The 19,892-nt window shown below is 36.2% G+C and carries 16 protein-coding genes and 2 tRNA genes; 6 read left to right on the top strand and 12 right to left on the bottom strand.

Annotated elements, in window-relative coordinates:
• Positions 1–101: 101 nt before the first annotated feature.
• The 4 genes from NZ923_07485 to NZ923_07470 all read right to left on the bottom strand — a co-directional run bounded on the left by NZ923_07485 (position 102) and on the right by NZ923_07470 (position 3,737).
• On the bottom strand, positions 102–1,703 hold the full coding sequence (locus NZ923_07485) for a M28 family peptidase (protein ID MCS7229859.1): 1,602 nt from the start codon (positions 1,701–1,703) through the stop codon (positions 102–104).
• A 95-nt stretch (positions 1,704–1,798) separates the two neighbouring features.
• The gene (locus NZ923_07480) at positions 1,799–3,070 is read right to left on the bottom strand and encodes a hypothetical protein (protein MCS7229858.1); all 1,272 of its coding nucleotides are present in this window, start codon (positions 3,068–3,070) and stop codon (positions 1,799–1,801) included.
• 42 nt (positions 3,071–3,112) lie between these two features.
• Complete coding sequence (locus NZ923_07475; GenBank protein ID MCS7229857.1) at positions 3,113–3,541, bottom strand: hypothetical protein; 429 nt, start codon at positions 3,539–3,541, stop codon at positions 3,113–3,115.
• Positions 3,542–3,664: 123 nt separating this feature from the next.
• Positions 3,665–3,737 (bottom strand) — tRNA-Phe (locus tag NZ923_07470).
• A 131-nt stretch (positions 3,738–3,868) separates the two neighbouring features.
• Between NZ923_07470 and NZ923_07465 the strand changes: the two genes are divergently transcribed.
• Complete coding sequence (locus NZ923_07465; protein ID MCS7229856.1) at positions 3,869–5,014, top strand: metallophosphoesterase; 1,146 nt, start codon at positions 3,869–3,871, stop codon at positions 5,012–5,014.
• 33 nt (positions 5,015–5,047) lie between these two features.
• Here NZ923_07465 and NZ923_07460 read toward each other — a convergent pair whose 3' ends face one another.
• The 3 genes from NZ923_07460 to NZ923_07450 form a co-directional block, all read right to left on the bottom strand.
• Positions 5,048–5,257 carry a histone H1 gene (locus tag NZ923_07460; protein MCS7229855.1) on the bottom strand — a complete coding sequence of 70 codons (210 nt, stop codon included), beginning with the start codon at positions 5,255–5,257 and terminating at the stop codon, positions 5,048–5,050.
• A 51-nt stretch (positions 5,258–5,308) separates the two neighbouring features.
• Positions 5,309–6,418 (bottom strand): deoxyhypusine synthase, encoded by a 1,110-nt coding sequence (speY, locus tag NZ923_07455; protein ID MCS7229854.1) that lies wholly within the window; start codon positions 6,416–6,418, stop codon positions 5,309–5,311.
• Positions 6,419–6,548: 130 nt separating this feature from the next.
• Positions 6,549–7,823, bottom strand: a complete 1,275-nt coding sequence (locus NZ923_07450) for a hypothetical protein (protein ID MCS7229853.1) — start codon at positions 7,821–7,823, stop codon at positions 6,549–6,551.
• Positions 7,824–7,976: 153 nt separating this feature from the next.
• On the opposite strand from NZ923_07450, the gene NZ923_07445 reads away from it, so the two are divergent.
• Positions 7,977–8,048 (top strand) — tRNA-Gln (locus NZ923_07445).
• 5 nt (positions 8,049–8,053) lie between these two features.
• Here the strand turns inward: NZ923_07445 and NZ923_07440 are convergent.
• The 3 genes from NZ923_07440 to NZ923_07430 are packed head-to-tail and all read right to left on the bottom strand — an operon-like array spanning position 8,054 to position 11,328.
• Positions 8,054–8,974 carry a branched-chain amino acid transaminase gene (locus NZ923_07440; GenBank protein MCS7229852.1) on the bottom strand — a complete coding sequence of 307 codons (921 nt, stop codon included), beginning with the start codon at positions 8,972–8,974 and terminating at the stop codon, positions 8,054–8,056.
• Positions 8,975–8,980: 6 nt separating this feature from the next.
• On the bottom strand, positions 8,981–10,108 hold the full coding sequence (locus NZ923_07435; protein ID MCS7229851.1) for an N-acetyltransferase: 1,128 nt from the start codon (positions 10,106–10,108) through the stop codon (positions 8,981–8,983).
• 20 nt (positions 10,109–10,128) lie between these two features.
• The gene (locus tag NZ923_07430; protein MCS7229850.1) at positions 10,129–11,328 is read right to left on the bottom strand and encodes an aminotransferase class I/II-fold pyridoxal phosphate-dependent enzyme; all 1,200 of its coding nucleotides are present in this window, start codon (positions 11,326–11,328) and stop codon (positions 10,129–10,131) included.
• Between the two features lie 309 nt (positions 11,329–11,637).
• Here NZ923_07430 and NZ923_07425 point away from each other — a divergent pair, with 309 nt between their 5' ends.
• From NZ923_07425 to gmhA, 4 genes are all read left to right on the top strand, one after another.
• Complete coding sequence (locus NZ923_07425; GenBank protein ID MCS7229849.1) at positions 11,638–13,005, top strand: hypothetical protein; 1,368 nt, start codon at positions 11,638–11,640, stop codon at positions 13,003–13,005.
• Between the two features lie 122 nt (positions 13,006–13,127).
• A complete protein-coding gene (gene alaS / locus NZ923_07420; GenBank protein MCS7229848.1) occupies positions 13,128–15,809 on the top strand; it encodes an alanine--tRNA ligase in 2,682 nt (893 codons plus the stop codon).
• A 13-nt stretch (positions 15,810–15,822) separates the two neighbouring features.
• Positions 15,823–16,647: a geranylgeranylglyceryl/heptaprenylglyceryl phosphate synthase gene (locus NZ923_07415; GenBank protein MCS7229847.1), complete on the top strand. Its 825-nt coding sequence runs from the start codon at positions 15,823–15,825 to the stop codon at positions 16,645–16,647.
• Entirely contained in the window at positions 16,640–17,233 is a 594-nt protein-coding gene (gmhA, locus tag NZ923_07410) for a D-sedoheptulose 7-phosphate isomerase (GenBank protein ID MCS7229846.1), read from the top strand. Before NZ923_07415 ends, gmhA begins: the two co-directional genes overlap by 8 nt.
• Here gmhA and NZ923_07405 read toward each other — a convergent pair.
• Complete coding sequence (locus NZ923_07405; GenBank protein MCS7229845.1) at positions 17,230–19,092, bottom strand: helix-hairpin-helix domain-containing protein; 1,863 nt, start codon at positions 19,090–19,092, stop codon at positions 17,230–17,232. The genes gmhA and NZ923_07405 overlap by 4 nt on opposite strands.
• Positions 19,089–19,889, bottom strand: coding sequence for a hypothetical protein (locus NZ923_07400; protein MCS7229844.1), 801 nt, complete (start codon positions 19,887–19,889; stop codon positions 19,089–19,091). Before NZ923_07400 ends, NZ923_07405 begins: the two co-directional genes overlap by 4 nt.
• Positions 19,890–19,892: the final 3 nt, after the last annotated feature.

The following is a 19,892-nucleotide window of genomic DNA, read 5'->3' as shown; positions in this document are numbered from 1 at the left end:
CTGTTTTTAATAACCGAACTTTTCATTTTCTTTTAAAGAGAACCTCAATCGCGCCTAAATCTTGGTAAAATTATAAAAATAAAATCTAATTACAAAACAAGTTAATCTGAAGGTCGGATCTCATTTAACTTTGGCTTAAGCTCCGAATTTGCTAGTTTATAAACCACCCGATAACAAAGCTTTGCGACCCTTTCAATTTTTGCAAAATTAATTTTAGCAACCTCATCACTTACCTTATGGTAATCTTGGTGCTCCCCCGAATGAAAGAAGATTACAGGGATACCCTTCCTTGCAAAACTTGCTTGATCACTCCTTGAGAAATCCCTTTCACCGTTGTAAGAAAACTTAAATCCAATCGCTTTGTTTTCCTCCTCAACCAACTTTCTCATATCATCACTATAACTCCATCCGATCAATATCAAACTATCAATTGAATTACGCCCTATCATATCAAGGTTCACCATCGCAATTGTTTTCTCAATTGGGAAAAGTGGATTATCAACATAAAACCTTGAACCGAGAAGTCCTTTTTCTTCCCCACAAAAAGCAATGAAAAGAATGCTTCTTCTGGGCTTAGTCCTACTTAGTCCAAAAGCCCTCGCTACTTCCATCATTCCCACAGTTCCAGAGGCATTATCATCAGCTCCATTATAGATGCTGTCTTTTTCGGCGGAACCCATCACAGACGGTGAAAAATATCCAACATGGTCATAATGTGCTCCAACAATTATAATCTCATCTTTTAGTTTTTTATCGCTTCCTTCAACAAATCCAACTACATTATTTGCATAGACATATTCCTTTGCGAAATCTATATTGATTTTTATTCTCACATTTTCAATCTCAAAAGATCTTGGCTTCAATGTTTCATCAATTGATCTTTGTATGTCTTTCAAAACTTGAACATCACCGAAAACTTCATTGATGAATCTTTCACCAGATTCAACCGCTGGGATAGAACCCCTTTGTAAATACGCAAGTTGAATTGGTAAAGAGGTTTGAGGTAAACTCCTAAAGAGCCTTGGCCAAGCATGACCTCGCGGTTTTAATATCATGTGATTCAATGGATCTGGTAAAATTATAACACCAACCGCGCCGTGTTCAAGCGCGTTTTGAACTTTATACCTCGGGAAAGAATATCTCGTCGGACGAGCACCATTAAAGATACTTGATGTATCCATTTCTTGTGGTTCATCTCTTAACACAACCACAATTTTACCCCTTACATCTATTCCTTGATAATCATCATATCCATATTCTTTCGCCGTTATCCCATATCCCGCGAACACAATCCCCGCTTCAATCTCACCTTCGCCAAAATTATATGGAACAAAATCAGTCCCTATCTCAAAGTTTATCCTCTCTCCATTTTTTAAAAGGACAAAATTATTAACATCTCCAAGGTCAACCCTAACAAATTCAACCCTTTGAAAATAGCTTCCGTTGATAGGTTTTAAACCATATTCCCTAAACTTCTGTGCAATAAATTCAGCAGCGATATCAAGTTCGGGACTTGGCGTGTTTCTACCTTTTAAAGAATCCGAGGCGAGAAAAGATATATTTTTCTGAATGTTCTCTACTGAAATTTTGTTGAGTCCCAACTCAACAGTTCCATCCACGGAAGCACAGGAAAGAAAAAATAATCCTATGATCAGCAGGAGAAATACTTTCATAAGTTTTAATTCTTTGATTTTAAAAAACATTGACACAATCAAAACTTTACAAATTGACCAAGAACGATAAAATTCCCGTGCTAAATTAAACGAAACAAGTTATAAAACTGAAAAAACTTTCATCTTCAATCAAATCTTTTAACCTTTGCGAAGTTTTTTATGCTTATGTTAAGATAAAGTTGAAAACCAAAACCCGATAGATTTACATTGCCAAGTTTCATCTTTTTTCTTTCATCCTTACCTCTAACTTTTCTTAAATATGTCCATTCATTCGTTTCAGAGGTTATTTGATAACGCACCCTGCCTCCTAAGTTAACATCAGGATTTAAAACCAATTCTAAACCTGCCCCAACACTACCGTTCCAGAACCATCGTCTTGGGCTCAAAGCATATTTAACTGTGTCCGTCCCCTTCTTCTCTATTGAAAATTTAAAGTTTGACAAACCTACGCCTGATTCAACTAAAAATGCTAGCCTTCTAAAATAAAATTTTTTCAATAAACCCATATTAAAAGAACCAAAAATCGCACCTTCTACCTCCTCTCCAAAAAATCTTGCTTCAATTGGCATTACACCTACGCCTCCGCCGAAAATAAACCAAAGTTGTGATACTTGCGAACCCGATATTCTTCCGGTGTTTAAGTTTATATTAAGCCATCCAAGATATGAAAATCTGCCGTGTGATTTTATTTCCAAGGTATCATTTGCTACCCGACTCTCGTTTAACTTAAATTTGCCGGTTTGAATCTTAACTGGTGCCATAAATCCACCAAATATAAAATCAACTGGAAATCTCGGTCGCTCAACCACCATCATTCCACGCTCAATTTTACCCCAAAGTAATCCACCGATTATTATCTGAGCCCGAGTAAACTCATTTCTCGCTGTATTATCCGCAACTTTTATAACACGCACAAACCCAACATTTTTAGGCTTAATCGTCCCATCTGGCTGTTCTACCATCTCAACCACATCAAATCCATCATCAATTCCGATCCCTTCCCTCTTACCAAGCGGAAAACTAACGCTATTAATATCAACTTCTGCGATCGGAGTGTATAATCTGAAAATGTTTCTAATTGTAAGTTCAAAGTTCATCACGACATCAAATGCTGACTTCATAAACGCAGAATCCTCAGCAGCAGAAATATCTCCACCCTTTATCTCAAAAAATGATTTTCCCTCCTCTTTTGGAACAACTGCAAACTCTGGCTTAACAAAGTATTGATTTTCTTTGAAAATAACCCTAAAAAATGTTAAACCACCCTGTAATGTAACTCTTACTACTGGGACTTTGATCCTTCTTTCATCGTTTTTGTTCTTCTCGGTTACTATGATAGTATCTCTCATTGCATGATATTTCTCAATAAACGGAACGACAACATAACCTGAATTCATAACTCGTTCCACTTATACAGCAGAGAACCCGAGCGATTTTGCTTACGTTGCGAAGAAGCAGTATCTTTCAGCTTCAGTAACAAGCGAAAGAGCACGAATTTCCTTGTTGATGTCAAGTATCTTTACAATCTCTGGAGCAAGGTAAATTTCAACATCTTGATTAAGTTCATCCACGGACTTGTAATTTTTTTCCTTGACGATATCATTGAACTTTGAAACTATCTCATCTGGCAAACTCTCCCAATAAAATCTCGGTAGTTTAATTTGTTTTTCAATTAATGATGCAAAATATCTTCTGTTTTTTTCGGAAGGAGGTCTTAAGACCTCACCTATGATAACAGCATTGTCATAATAAGCAATTGTCCGCGCAAAGTATTTTTCCGAAGGTTTAAAACCTTCTTCCTGGGCAATACAAAAGGAAAAGGCTAAAGATGAGATTAATAAAATTGTTAAGAACTTTGTAGCGGTCATAAAAATTTCCTAATTAATTTTTTTAACCACACCATATAAGATAAGAAGGGCTAAAATTTTTATCAATACTCAAAATCACAGAGTTAAAAGTGTTCTTTGATTCCCCCGTATAAAAATAAAAAGTGGGCAGGCGCGGAATCGAACCGCGGACACACGGCTTTTCAGGCCGTTGCTCTACCGACTGAGCTACCTGCCCTTAATTTCCGCTTAAAATATAAAAAATTTCCAAAAAGAATGCAAATCAAAATTTTGAACTAACTTTTCCAATTTCTAAATTCTAACTAAAAACAATGGAATGGCTTCATCATGCTTTTCTTTGCAATTTTTATGCTCTTATTCATCTTCGGAATTCAATATTATCTATATAGACAGCTCACACTTTACATAGCGACAACGAGCCTTGGCAAATTTTCAAAACTTATTCCACCGCTTTTCATCATTTTCAATTTACCAGTCATTCTACTTTTTATAAGCAGAATTTTGAAACAACAAATAATTACAAGCTCCCCGCTGCTTCTATATCCACTTGCGATATGGCAAGGTGCAACTATTTTCATATTTATCGTGTTGATGAGTTTAAAGTTAATTTCTCTACTGTTCAAAGCGATCTCAAAAAAATTACCAATGAATCATATGCAGAAATTAAATAGATCAAGGCGAAAATTTCTACAAACAGCTTTTCTCGGAATCACCGCATATGCTTTCACTGGCTCAACAATCGGAGCAATAACAAGAAGCGATTTCAAGGTTGAAAAAGTCAAGGTAAAAATCCGAAATCTTCCTGAAGAATTGAAGGGATTAACTATAGGATTGATAAGTGATGTTCACTCTGGGATCTTTATGTCCGAAGAAGATATGCGTCCGTATCTTCAAACGCTGAATTCTCTAAATCTTGACTTTGTCTTTTTGGCTGGCGATTTCATAACATCAGAGATGGATGAGATTTATCCGTTTGTGGATGTTTTTAAAAACTTGAAAGCAAAACACGGCGTTTTCGCAGTCCTCGGAAATCATGAATATATCCCAAGACAACCGCAGAAAATCGCAAAATTAATGGAAGAAAATGGAATAAGAGTTTTAAGAAATGAACATGAAAAAATTGAAATAAACGGACAAAAGATCTTCATAATTGGGATTGATGACCTACGCTACGGTGCAGACCTTGATAAAGCAATGAAAGGCGTTGAGAGAGATAAAATTAAAATTCTTCTTTCCCACAAACCTTATGATTTCCCCAAATTCGCAAAAAATCAAATTGAACTAACTGTTTCCGGGCATACTCACGGCGGGCAAATTGTATTTGCAAAGATTGATGATACATATATAGCACCTGCCTCGCTCGTCTCAAAATTTGTAGCGGGACTTTACAAACTCGGAGACTCTTATCTCTATGTTTCTCGCGGTGTTGGAGTTGTTGGTTTACCTTTACGGTTAAATTGTCCGCCCGAAATAACATACATTACACTTATCTAAAAAGGGGCACTTTTGTGCCCCTCTAAAAATAAATTACTCTGATTTTTCCTCTTTTTTTGCGCCTTTCTTTTCCTGCTTAATTTGTTGTATTTCAACCCTTATCTCTTGAGCAAGTTTCCTTAATTCTTGCATCTTTTTCCTCAAGCGTGTCCCGGCAGACATAACACCCTTTTCATAGAACTTCCGAAAATCATCCTCCAATGAATCAATAAATTCCCGAAGCTGCTGAAATCTGTGATGCATTTTAACCTCCACTTTTGAGTTTTTAATTTAGTTTTGAAGATTTAGGGGGTGTTATATTTTTACTTTTCCCTTTGACAAAGCTTTTAAATGTGCATTTTTTAAATTTTCAACTAATTGATCAAGCTTATGATAAAGATTTTTGTGTTTCCTGGGCTTCCTTTTAGCAAGCGCATAAGAAGTAAGTATTGGCATCGCGATTGTTGAATCAGTATAGCATACAACAGCATCGGGCAATTTATTCGGATCAACTTTCCCCCAACTTACAGCTTCGGCTGGAGTAGCGCCAGATAATCCACCTGTATCAGGTCTTGCATCTGTTATCTGAAGGAAATAATCATGACCTTTCTCATCAATTCCAAGAACCTCTTGAATCTGAGGTTCGGTCTGAAGCATAAAGTTTTTAGGTGATCCTCCACCAAAGATTAAAACAGCGCTTTTCCCACCTGTTGACTTCGCCCAATAAACTATACCAGCGGTTTCATTTACATCCCTTGCAATATCAATTTTAATTTTGTACCCATTTAAAACCATCGCTGCCAAATTCATTCCAATGGAACTATCACCAGGAGAGGAAACATAAACAGGGACTCCATACTTATAAGCTGCAGAAAGAATACTCATATGTTTTATCCCTAAAACCTTTTCCCTTTCATAGACATATTTACCAAGCAAAAAGTGAAATTCCGATGTTCCCATCTCCTTTTGAAATTCTGGCTGTTTCAAAACTTCTCTTATAAACTTATCCGTTGAAAGCAAAACTTCATAGTCAAATAAAATATCATAAATTCTAACGACTCCTTCTTTTCTAAGGATTCTATCATCAATAAACGGAGTCCCACGATGAAGCTCAAGCCCTATAGAAAAATGAATATCGTGATATAGATTTGCTCCTGTTGAAACTATCCAATCAACGAAACCTGCTTTTATAAGAGGAACCACACAACTTCCACCAAGTCCAGCTGGAGTCAAAGCCCCCGTTAAACTCATTCCAATAGTTACATCTTCTTCAAGCATTTTCTCAACAAACAATTGACAAGCTTCCCTTAACCTTCCAGCATTATATGCTTGAAAGTATTCATCTACGAGCTTTGTAATTTTTATATCTGCTTCAATTGGTTTTCTGTTAATTGGCTTGCCTGAAAGCAAATGCTTTTTCCTCACCCTCACCTCTTAGTTTTTTAGTTTTAAAACTCAATCAAAATTTTAGAAAATTTCAAAAATAATCCAAATTTTAAACCCCCAAATTATTGTAATTTTTCGCAATCTCCCAAAGCTGGCATAATTTTTGCAATTAAAATCTGCTCCCGAGATCAACGATAAATTGTCCTTGTCCCTTATCATTTCGCGCAAACTCAACGCTTAAAATTAAATCATAAGGCAATAAAAAATTGACCCCGACACCATAACCTTTTAAATATCTCAATTTGAAAAATTTTTCGCTGTTAAACCAAGTTTTTCCGATATCTCCAAAGAAAGTGAAATCAATCCCAAACCTCAAAATTGAAAATTCTTCAAGAGGCGCTTTCTCCCACTTGAAAAAATTTTGTTTTATAATCGGAATTCTATACTCAACTGTGCCTTTAATTATATTTTCTCCTTCAAAAATTTCATTGAAATATCCCCGCAATCTCTCTTGATATCCGAAATAATAGCGTGAATATGAAGGAATCTTTCGCCCAATTGAATTTAGAACAAAAAATCTACCAGCAAATAACCCCAATAGAAACCTTTGATATGTTTGAATCTCAAAGCCGCCTTGAAAGAAAAATGCGCTATGATTTAAAAGTTTGTTAAATCCGAAAACAAAGTTAAAAAACAATCCTGTATTTGGATAAACTGGTATATCTCTTGTATCATACCTAAATCCGGATTTTAAAACTAAAATTCTATCCGTTCCCGAAGGCGAAATTGTTTTTAATTCAAAATTGCCACCTGTCGTTGAAATGTTTCTAAATCCAGCACTTCCCCACAGTCTTCTATAAAGCCCAAACCTCTTGCCAAGCAAGAAGTTAAAAGCAAAATTGTCTTCATGAAATTCCCCTGTTTCTTTCTCAAGCTCTTTACTTCTACTTCTAAGTCGCTGGTAATAAATTTCAGCGGAGTAGAACAAATCTTTACTTCCCAAAACCCAAGGATTTATATATTCAATTTCAATCCATGGATCATAACCGAGTGCAAAACTGAAGATGATTTTCTCATTTCTACCTCTAAAATTTGTATGTATCAGCCCTGCTCCATAATATAATTTTTTTAAATCCCTATCTCTCCATCCAAAAATCGGAAATGGCCATATGTACCATCTTTCATTTACCCAAACATAAACATTTACACTGTCCCCCAAGGAATCTTTTTCAACCCATATTTTGACTTTATTGAAGAGCCCTGTTCCATAAATTCTATTCTCATTATATTCAATTTCGCTCGTGTCAAGTTCTGAATTAACCGCAAAAGTTAATTCTCTTGCTATGATCTCGCTTTTCGTTTTCTCGTTTCCAAGAAAAATAATTCGTTTTACTATCGGTCCAGATTTGTTATCAAATTTCTCACCTTGAATGAAAAAATTCATTGTGGCAAATAAAATCAGAGAAATCTTCACAACTTAAAAGATATCTTAGTTTTCTCAAACAAAAACTTAAACCCCTTTCCCTCTGCAGGGAAAGGGGAAAGATTTTCAACTTGAAATTGATTCCCTTTTTTTATATATTTAATTTGCTTGAACTGCCCCGTGGTGTAACTGGCAACACGCCTGACTCTGGATCAGGTAATCGAGGTTCGAATCCTCGCGGGGCAGCTTGTTTATTTAACCCATGTCAACCAGCCATAAGGATCATTTCCATTTCTAACAATGTCGTAAAAAACTTCTTGGATCTTTCTTGTGATCTTTCCAGGTTCACCACACCCAATTTTTATCCTATCAACGCTTCTCACAGGTGTTATTTCTGTAGCTGTTCCCGTGAAAAAGATTTCATCAGCGATATAAAGCATCTCACGCGGTATCAATGTCTCTTTAACTTCATATCCAAGATCCTTTGCGATTTGAATTACAGAAGACCTAGTTATTCCTGGCAAGATCCCCAACGCTATAAGCGGTGTGTAAATTACCTCATCTTTTATTACAAATATATTCTCTCCGCTTCCCTCGCTTACAAAACCGTTATAATCAAGAGCAATTCCTTCAGCGTAACCATCAACAACTGCTTCCATTTTGATGAGCTGAGAATTCATATAGTTTGCACCTACTTTCGCCATCATCGGAAGAGTATCGGGAGCAGGTCTTCGCCAGCTTGAAACTCTAACATCCACACCTTTCTCAATAGAATCTTTTCCAAGATACTCACCCCATTCCCACACAGCGATAACAACATCAACAGGGCAGCTTAACGGATTAACACCAAGTTCATAATAACCGCGAAAAACAATAGGTCTTATGTAACATTTTTTTAAACCGTTAACTTTGATCGTTTCAATCACTGCTTGAATTAATTCTTCAATGGTGTAAGGAATTTCAGTACGATACATTTTAGCAGAATCGTGGAGTCGTTTTATGTGCTCATAAAGGCGAAAAACAGCTGGACCTTTTTGAGTATCATAACACCTGATTCCTTCAAACCAACTTGTTCCATAATGGATGACATGGGATAACACATGAATTTTTGCGTCATCCCAGTCAACTAATTTCCCGTTCATCCAAATTTTTTCTACTTTTGGTAGAGGCATATCTCTTCACCTTAATTTTTTTGTATAGATTCTGTATTTTTTATAAGGGGTTGAGCCGAGGTTTTCGGCAACCCTTTTCATTGGTTCATTGTCTTCCAAAACCCAACCGAGTTCAGCTTCAGAGAAACCTTTTGCGATCCCATTTTTTATCGTGTAATAATAAAATGCTGCATCTATGCCAGAGAAGCGATATTCATGAACTAAACCCATTATCATAACACGGATCATCGTAATTTTTTTCATATTTCGCATCAATTTGAAAATTCCAAAAGGAAGCAATCTTCCATTTAAACCTTTCAACGCTTGATTTATATCAGGAACAGAAAGAGAAAAACCAATTGGTTTTCCATTTATTTCCGCAAATAGAGTAATCTCTGGGACAACTATTTGCTTTAATCCTTTTGCGATATGATTTATTTCGTCATCGGTAAGAGGGACGAAGCCCCAGTTTTTGCTCCAAGCGTTGTTGTAAACCTCTTTAACCTTCTTCACCTCCTCATCAAAATTTTTCAAATCAACCGGTCTAATCACGGCATTCTTTCTTTTTAAAACGAGTTCAACTCCATTCTCAAGCCTTTGCATTACCTTGGGTGTTAACATTTCTTGAGAGATGTAATAAGAGTATAAATCCTTCGCTTTTTCAAATCCGTAGCTTTCACAAAGATTAGGATAATAATCATAATTGTATGGCATCATAAAGCATGGGGATTTGTCAAAGCCCTCTATCAAAATTCCACATGAATCATTTGTTGATGGATTTACTGGACCTCTAACTTCATCCAAGCCTTTACTTCGTGCCCAGTTTTCAACAGATTCAAAAAGCTTTGCGGACACATCTTTATCGTTGATAGATTCAAAAAAACCAAAAAATCCTATATTTTCATTATGAAACTCATTGTGATTATGATTCAAAATACCTGCGATCCTTCCGACGACTTGTCCATTCCTAAAGGCTAAATAAAATACAGCTTCACTATGCTTATAAAAAGGATTCCTTTTAACATCAACGAGATCTTTTTGCTCAATTAAAAGCGGGGGAACCCAATAAGGATGATTTTTGTAAAGATGGTAAGGGAACTTAACAAAGAAAGATATCTCTTTTCGGGATGAAACCCGGCGAATCTCAATTGACATTTTTTTAACCATTTATTTTTTTAATCAATCAAGGCAAGCTCTTTTCCAACTTTTTCAAACTTTTCAATTACTATATCAAGATGTTTGTCTTCATGAGTTGCCATAAAGCTCAATCTCAAAAGTTGCATTCCTTGTGGGACCGCCGGGCTTATAACCGCATTTACAAAGACGCCATTGTCAAACAACATCCTCCAGAACTTAAATGTTAACAAATCATCTCCGATCACAACTGGAACTATCGGCGTTTGCCCATCAAGGACATTAAAACCAAGGCTTTTTAGTCCTTGCCTAACCTTATTTGCGTTGTAATGCAATTTCTCAATCCTTTCAGGTTCAGATTTTATGATCTCAATCGCCTTTAAAACAGAAGCAACCTGTGGTGGGGTCATGCTGGCACTAAAAATTAAAGCCGGTGAATGATGTTTAATGTAATCAATAACTGGTTTCTCACCAGCTATGAACCCACCAAGCGAAGCAAAACTTTTACTAAATGTCCCCATAATGATATCTACTTGATCGTCAAGTCCAAAATGATTTGCTGTTCCTCTCCCACCTTTACCAAGGACACCGAGTCCATGGGCATCATCAAGCATTATCCGTGCGTTATAAGTTCTAGCTATTCTTACGACTTCAGGCAAATTCACAATGTTTCCGCTCATACTGAATACACCATCAGTTACGATTAATTTCCCAGCTTCACGTGGTAATTTTGATATAACCTCTTCAAGGTGCTCCATATCATTATGCCTATATCTAACGAGAACATCGCTACCCCACAAACCTTTAGATATAAGCGTCCCTTGAACTATACTTGCATGATTGTCTTTGTCTGAAATAACATATTCATCTTTTCCAATTAATGGGACAATTGCCCCTTGATTAGTTTGAAATCCTGTGCTAAACAAAAGCGCGGCTTCCTTACCTACGAACTCCGCAAGTTGTTCTTCAAGCTTGATATGGATATCAAGTGTCCCATTCAAATATCTTGAGCCTGAACATCCTGTCCCGTATTTTTTGATCGCTTCAATAGCAGCTTCCTTAACTCGCGGGTCTGTGGTAAGACCAAGATAATTATTAGACCCCGCCATTATGATCTCACGCCCATCCATTTTAACGATAGGTCCATAATTCTCATAGATAGGTTGAAAATAAGGATAAAGCCCCATTGCTTTAACTTCCTCATGCCTTTTGAATGCATAACATTTGTCAAATAAGTCCAATTTTTACCTCCTATTTTAAATTTTTGACTAAACTTCCTCTTTAAATATAAATCAAGCAACTTAAAAAGTCAATCCGTTTTTAAAATTTTGCAAAAGCGGAAACAAATTATCCATTTCTGGGAGGAAGTAGATTATTCCATCTCTTTGCTGAAACTATGCTTTCACTCGTAAAATGCGAAAGAATGGATAGATCCCCATTGATCCCAAATCCAATCCTTAAAATCTCATTTTTACATAGCGATACTTGACATTTGTTAAATAATTTATTATAATTAAGCGAAGAGCCAAATATAAAGCGGAGGTCTAAAAATGCCGTTGGAAGAATTAAAACCAACCAACAATTATGTCACTTATGACCAGCTCCAGCGATTTCTTGCTGACCGACTTGAGGCGCTTGAAAGGGAGATTGAATCTAAACTTCTACAGCTAAAAGAGTCAAAATTCAATTATCTTGAAGAAAAACTCAATCTAAAAGCAGAGCTTGAAGCACTTAAGGAACAGTTTAGAATTTTAAACTCCGAATTTATAACACGAATCACCAACCTAAGTTATAAAGTGCTTGAAATTAACAACTTTTTCACTCAAAAGCTTGCCGAAATAAATCAGCAATTTACACAACTAAATACATCGTTAATTTCCGAGTTTGAAAAATACCGCAAGGACTTTTACGAATTTCTATCCAAAAACGATCTTAAAACATTTTTTGAAAACAACGCCGATCTCATCCCCTATCTTTTCTCCCCGATGCTTAGCGAATTAAACGAGTTTAAAAACAAACTTTCAGCGATTGAAACAAATCTTCATTTAATTCAAAATTTCTACTCAAACATAAGTGGCGAAATCAATCGTCAAATAGACGAAATAATTAAATCCACTCTCCAAAGTGTTGATTCAAAAGTCCTAACAATTGCCGACACACTTAAAGATTCCATCGCGCAAAAAATAAACTCGCTTGAAATAAACGGAAACATTGATATTTCCGGATTAACCGAATTTAAAAATGAAATTTTCCAACTTATCAACTCAATAAATCAGGATATAGCTGAGATTAAAAACATTTATCAAAATGCCCAACCAAGAGAAATAACAGTCCCACAGGTTGATTTTTCACAAATACTTCTGGACATCAGCGCGAAAATAGAAGAGATTAAATCATCCCAGCAAGTTGGGAGAGAATTTGTAGTGCCGGAATTCCCTGATATTGAGTTTTTAAAGGTTTTCTCTCAAGAAATTCAAGATAACCTTAACTTATTGAGAAAAATTTCAGAAGACATAGCCTTAAACACAAGCTCACTTACATTCACACCTTCAGCAAAATTTGATGAAAGTTTGAAATCAATAGATGATCGGATAAAAGAAATGAAAAATGTGTTTGATGAGGTTGCAACTTCACAGTATGAGGTTCAAAACAACATAGGAAATTTGCTTGAGAAAATCGCTATCTTAACTGCTGAGCTTCCCAATTTGTCCAAGTCGTTGAGAAAAGACATGACGGAAACGATCGCTGTTTTAAGGTCGGAAATTTCCAAGGAGATAAAGGGTCAAAAACAAGATATTGTATCAACCATAAATTCAATAAACGACTCAATTCAATCACTCAAGGGTTATCCGACAATAATCGTCTTTTGCACATTGTTGATAATCGGCGCTATGATTCTTTTGAAGTTTGTTTTTTAAGATAAACCCTACACTTTCAAATTTTTGGATTCAGCGGGATAGCCAACTGCCTCTGAATTTGCAAGAAAACCTACCTTTTGTTAGATTTTAGGAAAGGAAAACAAATTTTTTAACAATAGACCATGAAAGCAAAAGAGATAAGAACATCTTTCGTTAAATTTTTTGAAAAAAGAGGACATACATTCGTCCCATCGTCGCCAGTTATACCATTTGATGATCCAACTTTGCTTTTCACGAACGCCGGGATGAACCAATTTAAAGATGTATTTCTCGGAACTGGAACAAGACCTTACAAAAGAGCGGTAAACTATCAAAAATGCATTCGCGTAAGTGGAAAGCACAACGATCTTGAGGAAGTTGGAAAAGATACATATCATCATACATTTTTTGAAATGCTTGGAAATTGGTCGTTTGGAGATTATTATAAAGAAGAGGCAATCTTGTGGGCTTGGGAACTTCTCACAAAAGAATGGGATCTTCCAAAAGATAGATTGTATGCAACCGTTTTCAAAGATGATGACGAAGCTGAAGAATTATGGAAAAAAGTAACCGATATATCACCCAGCAGAATTTTGAGATTTGATGAAAAATCAAACTTTTGGGAGATGGGAGATACAGGTCCATGCGGGCCGTGTTCAGAAATTCATATTGATCTTGGTGAAGGTGTGTGCAACAAGAATCACGAGTGCGGTGTAAATGTTGATGGATGCTTAAGGTTTAGAGAATTATGGAACCTCGTTTTCATCCAATTTAATCGGAATGAAAGAGGTGAACTTGAACCTCTTCCGGCAAAACATGTTGACACTGGAATGGGGCTTGAAAGAATTGTCGCAGTGCTGCAGGGAACTAATTCAAATTATGATACCGACCTTTTCCAGCCACTGATAGAAGAAATCTCCAACCTAACTGGCAAAGAATATGTGGGAGATAAGTATCAAATCGCGATGCGTGTAATTGCAGATCATGTTAGAATGCTAACTTTCGCAATTACTGATGGCGCTGTTCCATCAAACGAAGGAAGAGGTTATGTCCTTCGTAGAATTTTAAGACGCGCTTCAAGATACGCAAGAAATCTTGATATGCACGAACCTTTCATCTATAAACTTGTTGACAAAGTCGTTGAAATAATGGGCGAAGCATATCCGGAAATTGAACCGAAAAAAGAATATGTGAAAAATGTTATAAAATCAGAGGAAGAAAACTTCAACCAAACGCTTGACAGAGGAATTGAAATCTTTGAGAACGAGATTTCAAAATTAGAAAAGAAAGGAATAAAAGTTTTACCTGGCGAGGTAGTTTTCAAACTTTACGATACATATGGCTTCCCAGTTGATCTAACGAATCTAATGGCGCAGGAAAGAGGTTTTGAAGTTGAACTCAGCGAATTCGAAAAATTGATGGAGGAGCAAAGAGAAAGGTCAAGAGAGGCAACGAAGAAAATTTTTACCGAAGGGAAAATAAGCATCGCTGAAAAAGTTGAAGTATTATTAAGAAAGGGAGATGTTCTAAAAACCGAATTCAATCCCGATTTGAAACAGTACGAACTTGAAGTGAATGATGAATCAAACAGAGTTATCCTTCTTTCAAGCGATGATGAACATATTGATCAAATTGTTTTCTCAAAGAAGACAATTTTCTATCCCGAGTCAGGAGGTCAGGTTGGAGACACAGGTAAATTGATCTATCCGGGCGGTGAAATTGAAATAATTGATACACAAAGAATTGATGATTTAATTGTTCACTTTATTCCAAAGATCAAAAAAGACAGCAAAGATGCAAAAGAACTTGAATCCTACATCAAAAATGGCGGGAAATTCATCGCAAAGATTGACCTTGACAGAAGAAAATCAATAATGAAAAATCACTCCGCTACTCATCTTCTGCATTCCGCACTGAGGAAAGTCCTTGGAACACATGTTCAACAAGCAGGTTCACTTGTCGCACCAGATAGATTAAGATTTGATTTCACGCATCCGAGAAAACTTGGAAAAGAAGAAATTGAAATGATTGAACATCTTGTAAACACCGTCATCTTTGAAGATATTGAGCTCGTTAAGGAATATAAACCCATAAAACAAGCACTTGAGGAAGGCGCTTTAGCATTTTTCGGAGATAAATATGGCGATATAGTCAGAACTGTTAGAATTGGCGATTTTAGCTATGAGCTTTGTGGCGGAACACACCTTGATAGAACGATTGAAACTGGATATTTCAAGATCATCTACGAAAGCAGTATAGCAAGCGGTGTCAGAAGAGTTGAAGCGATAACTGGAAAAGCACTTGAGAAATATCTGAAGGAGAAGGAAGAAGAAATTGAAAAGCTTACCGAGAGAATTGATTCAATTCTTGAAGAGAAACAAAATCTTGAAAAGGAACTTTCAAAGTTGAAATTAAAACTTGCAGGAGATGAAATAGAAAAAGCTGTTAATTCGCCAGATGTTGTAAGAATAAACGGTTTTAAGGTTGTCGCTTTAAATGTTTCCAAATGGGAATTAGCTCCAAAAGATATTGAGGAAATGAAACAATATGCTGACATTTTAAGAAGCAAAATCGGCAGTGGTGTTGGTTTGCTTGCGAATGTTTCGGAAGATAAAGTTAATTTTGTATGTGTTGTGACAGACGACCTCGTTAAAGAGAAAAAATTAGATGCTGGAAAAATAGTTCGCGAAGTCGCAAAAATCACTGGTGGTGGAGGTGGCGGAAGACCAAACCTGGCAACTGCCGGCGGCAGAGATATATCAAAAATTGATGAGGCGATAAAAGAATTCACAAAAATAGTAAAAGAATTAACACAAGTAAAATAAACCTAAAGCAAGGTTGAACACGAAAGATTCAAATTTTGGGGGATATTTACAAAATTACGCCCCTTCGGGAAAAATTTACGAACATATCTTGAATGAAATTAACCGAAGGGGCTCGCTTTATTTTATTTTAATTGATCCTGACAAACCGAATTCAAATCTTCCAAAATTCATCAGGACAGCAACAGATTGTGGGGTTGATGCTTTCTTGGTCGGAAGCAGCTTGCTACTTTCACAAAATTTTGAGAAATGCGTCAGAACCATCAAGAGAAACACCGATAAACCAGTAATAATTTTTCCTGGAAGCATTTATCAGATCTCAAAAGATGCAGATGCAATTCTTTTCTTATCCGTTTTAACAAGCACAAACACGGAATATATAATCGGGCAACAAATTCTTGCGTCGCCAATTATTTTTAAACACAGGATTGAAGCAATTTCAACTGCTTATCTTTTGATAGAATCTGGAAAAATGACATCCGCAATTTTTATAAGCCAAAGCAAACCCATACCCCGAGATAAACCAGACATTGCAGTTGCTTACTCATTAACTGCACAATATCTTGGGATGAAATTTATTTATCTTGAAGCTGGAAGTGGCGCAGATAATTCCGTCCCAATAGAAATAATTCAACAAATTAAATCGTTTGTAAAAATTCCGATCATCGTAGGTGGTGGCATAAGAAATCCCGAAACGGCTTTTGAAAAGGCAAAAGCAGGTGCAGATATAATCGTCACTGGAAACATACTTGAAAACACATCATCACAAAACTATAAAAATTTAATCTGCGAATTCGTCAACGCAATCCACGAAAACAAAAAAGAAAAAAGAAATGGATAAAGTAAAATTCATAGAACGCTCACTTCTTGAAAGCGCCGAGATAAAGAAAAACATATTTAACCAATGCACTGAGCAAATTCTACAAGCTGTTGAGCTCATCTCAAACGCATTTAAAAACGGCAAAAAATTATTGCTTTGCGGAAATGGCGGAAGCGCAGCTGACTCCCAACACATAGCGACAGAATTTGTCATCAGATTGAATCCAAAAATAAAGCGCCCTGGGCTTCCTGCAATTGCAATCACAACCGACACATCAAACCTCACCGCAGGTGGAAATGACATTGGATTTGAAAATACATTTGCAAGAACTGTTGAAGCTTTGGGAAATGAAGGAGATGTATTGATAGGGATCAGCACAAGCGGAAATTCTGAAAATGTCATCCGTGCGATAAAAACAGCAAAAGAAAAAGGAATGAAAGTAATCGGTTTTCTTGGACGAGACGGCGGAAAGATGAAAGAACTTTGTGATATCGCAATTATCGTCCCTTCAAATAATACACAGCGAATTCAAGAAGGACATATCACAATCGGACACATCATAAGCGAACTGGTTGAGATTGAACTTTACGGAGAACCTGAAGATTAATTTCTCAATTCAATCTGCAAGCCGAAGATATTTCGGACTGTTTCTATATAACTGATGAAAGTTTCACCATACTTTAATTGCACTGATAGGATCTTTCCAAATTTATATTTCACCACAAGATACCATCTCAATCCGCTTCCATAAAACGGAAGCAAAGAGACGACACCATCAATATCGTCTTCGTAAACATAAATTCTTGAGGAATACGAATCGGTTTTAAAAAACATAACACGACCATAGATTCTCAAATTTTTGATAGGTTCAAATCTTGCGCCTTGATAGATCAAAACTCCCTTTTCAACATCGTTTAAACTTCTTCGCACAGCTTCAATTCTACTCCTGAGAGAAATTTTAGCAAGTCTGTTTTCCACCTCAAATCTCAAGTTTCTTCTCCTTTCGCTTCCCTCACCTAATGAACTTCTCCCAAATTCATCTGATGTTTTAATTCCCTTCACCCTCACCTTCTCACGAAACATTAACTTAAAAATTAGATTTCTTGAAGCGGAAAAACTCGTTTCAATTCTATAATCATTCCCATTTTTAACATCGTCAAGGTCAAATCTTGGAAACTTAAAGATGTCCCAATAACCTGAAAATTGGAATTTCCAAACTTTAAACTTAGCTCCAAAATAAAATCCTTGCTCATTCCAAGCCTCACCATATCTTTCAGAGAACGCATTTCCGTTAATTGAGAACAAATTTTGATTAAGGTTTCTCAAATGAAAGACGAAGTTTAAGTTATCAAATCCGATAGTTAAAACAGCGACATAGCTAAAATTTTTCAAACCTCTTGATGCAACTTCGCCGAAGAAATTCAGGTTTCTAAAATAAAAATCAAACTCAATTCCATTGTAAAAACCTCTCTTTTGAAATGGTCTTGAGCTTGTCTGCGAGAAATCACGATCAAAAATTTCATAATAGTTCAAAATTCCCAAGGCGAAATTTGTCCATCCTAAGTTTAAAATACCACCATATAAGTTTCTAAACAGGGAAGATCTTCTTCTCTTGTTTATCCCGGAGAAGTCAATATACTTAACACTGCCAAGCGAATCAACCGAGGATGGCAAATCCGTTCTTGAATAAAAAAGTGTTAATTCAAAATTCTTAACTTTAGAGTTTATCACAGCTCCAAATAATGGCTTGACTTCGGTCGTTGAAACATATCCAGAGGAATAATTTTCAAAGCTACGAACAGCAGGTGAAATCGCATCCGAACCTTTACCGAGAGCAACAGGTTTCCACATCAAAATTCCCTGCCCGAATTGCAAGGCATAGTTTCCGATGATAATTTTCCTTATCTTGCCAGAGCTTTTGTATTCAATATAAAAATTCATCAGTTCATTGATTTTGCTCTCCCCGTAATCTTTTTCAACTATAAAGCCACCAGAAAGATTTGAGACATTGAGATAAGCAAGTTGGTATGTCTTAAAGTTTTCCTCAAAGTTATTTGAAAAGTTTCTAAAGTTATTTCTGCTCAAAACGCGAGAGCGAACGCGGAAATGCACATTTGGTCTTTGAATATATCCATTTCTGTAAAGAAAAGATTTCACATTTTCGTCAACATTCGGGATCTCAAAAACCTGTTCCCTTGTTTTAAAACCACCAATTTTCTTACGATACTCAACTATTTTGTTGGCAATTTCCCTTGTTATTAATGGAAATTCAGTCAAATCGTCAACATCAGCTTTGTTAAGTTCTATCCTTTTGATCTCAAATTGATCTATCAGCTCATCAACTCGTGCATCAACTTCAAGATTTTCTATAATATCTTCTTCAAAATTCCTTAGCATATCAACTTCAACATCTTGTGCCCTCGCCACAGCGATAATGAATAAAAAAACTAACGCTAATTTGTTCATTTTCTCTCAAACTTTGCTGTCAATGTAATTTGGTGTGTCAAACCAAGCAATTGATGATTATCCACCCCATAATCAAATTGAAAAATTGATAATTTGACCCCAATTCCACCGGAATATTGAATGGGATAATTTGAAAGGCCAAATCTTAACATCACAATGTTTGCTATCGTATATTCAAGCCCGTATTTTAAGCCTTCTCTAAAGTTTATCTCTTTATGAGCGCTGGCAGAAATTATCAAATTATCATATGGCAAAAAAGCGAAGCCAAATTCAATCTCCTTAGGCATTCTCTCCTTTGCTTTGCCAATTTTGTCGGCAACTAAATTCTTTAGAACGAACCCAAATCTAATAGATTTTAGCGACCTTGAGAAGAAACCAAGATCAGCGCTGAAAGCACCAGCTTTTCCGTAATTTTTGATGGACACAAAGTTATAACAGAGATTCAGACCAAAGTTAAAAATTTCAAAACCATAGGCAATTGAAAACTTGAAGATGTTTTCCTTATAAAGTTCAAACCCGAATGTCTTGAAACCAAACCCAATCTTAAATGGCAAGGATGGCTCGTAAAAAGCAATAGATTTTTCCGAAAGCTCACTTAACCCGAATTTAGCAGGGATATATGAAAAAGATAATTCCCTGCTTTTCAAATTTGCCAATCCAGCTGGATTGTAAAAAATCGTCCAAGCATCGTTTGCAACCGCGACATAACTTTTCAAAGCGAAAGCCCTTGCACCGACATTCTCGCTTCCGAAAACTTTTGAGCCGAAGAGAAGTATAAATATCAATATCTTGAGCATAAA

Origin of the sequence: Candidatus Kryptonium sp. (assembly GCA_025060635.1) — a bacterium.
In the GTDB taxonomy this organism is placed as follows: domain Bacteria; phylum Bacteroidota; class Ignavibacteria; order Kryptoniales; family Kryptoniaceae; genus Kryptonium.
The sequence above is the reverse complement of the archived record's forward strand: the minus strand, read 5'-3'. Positions and strand labels throughout refer to the sequence as shown.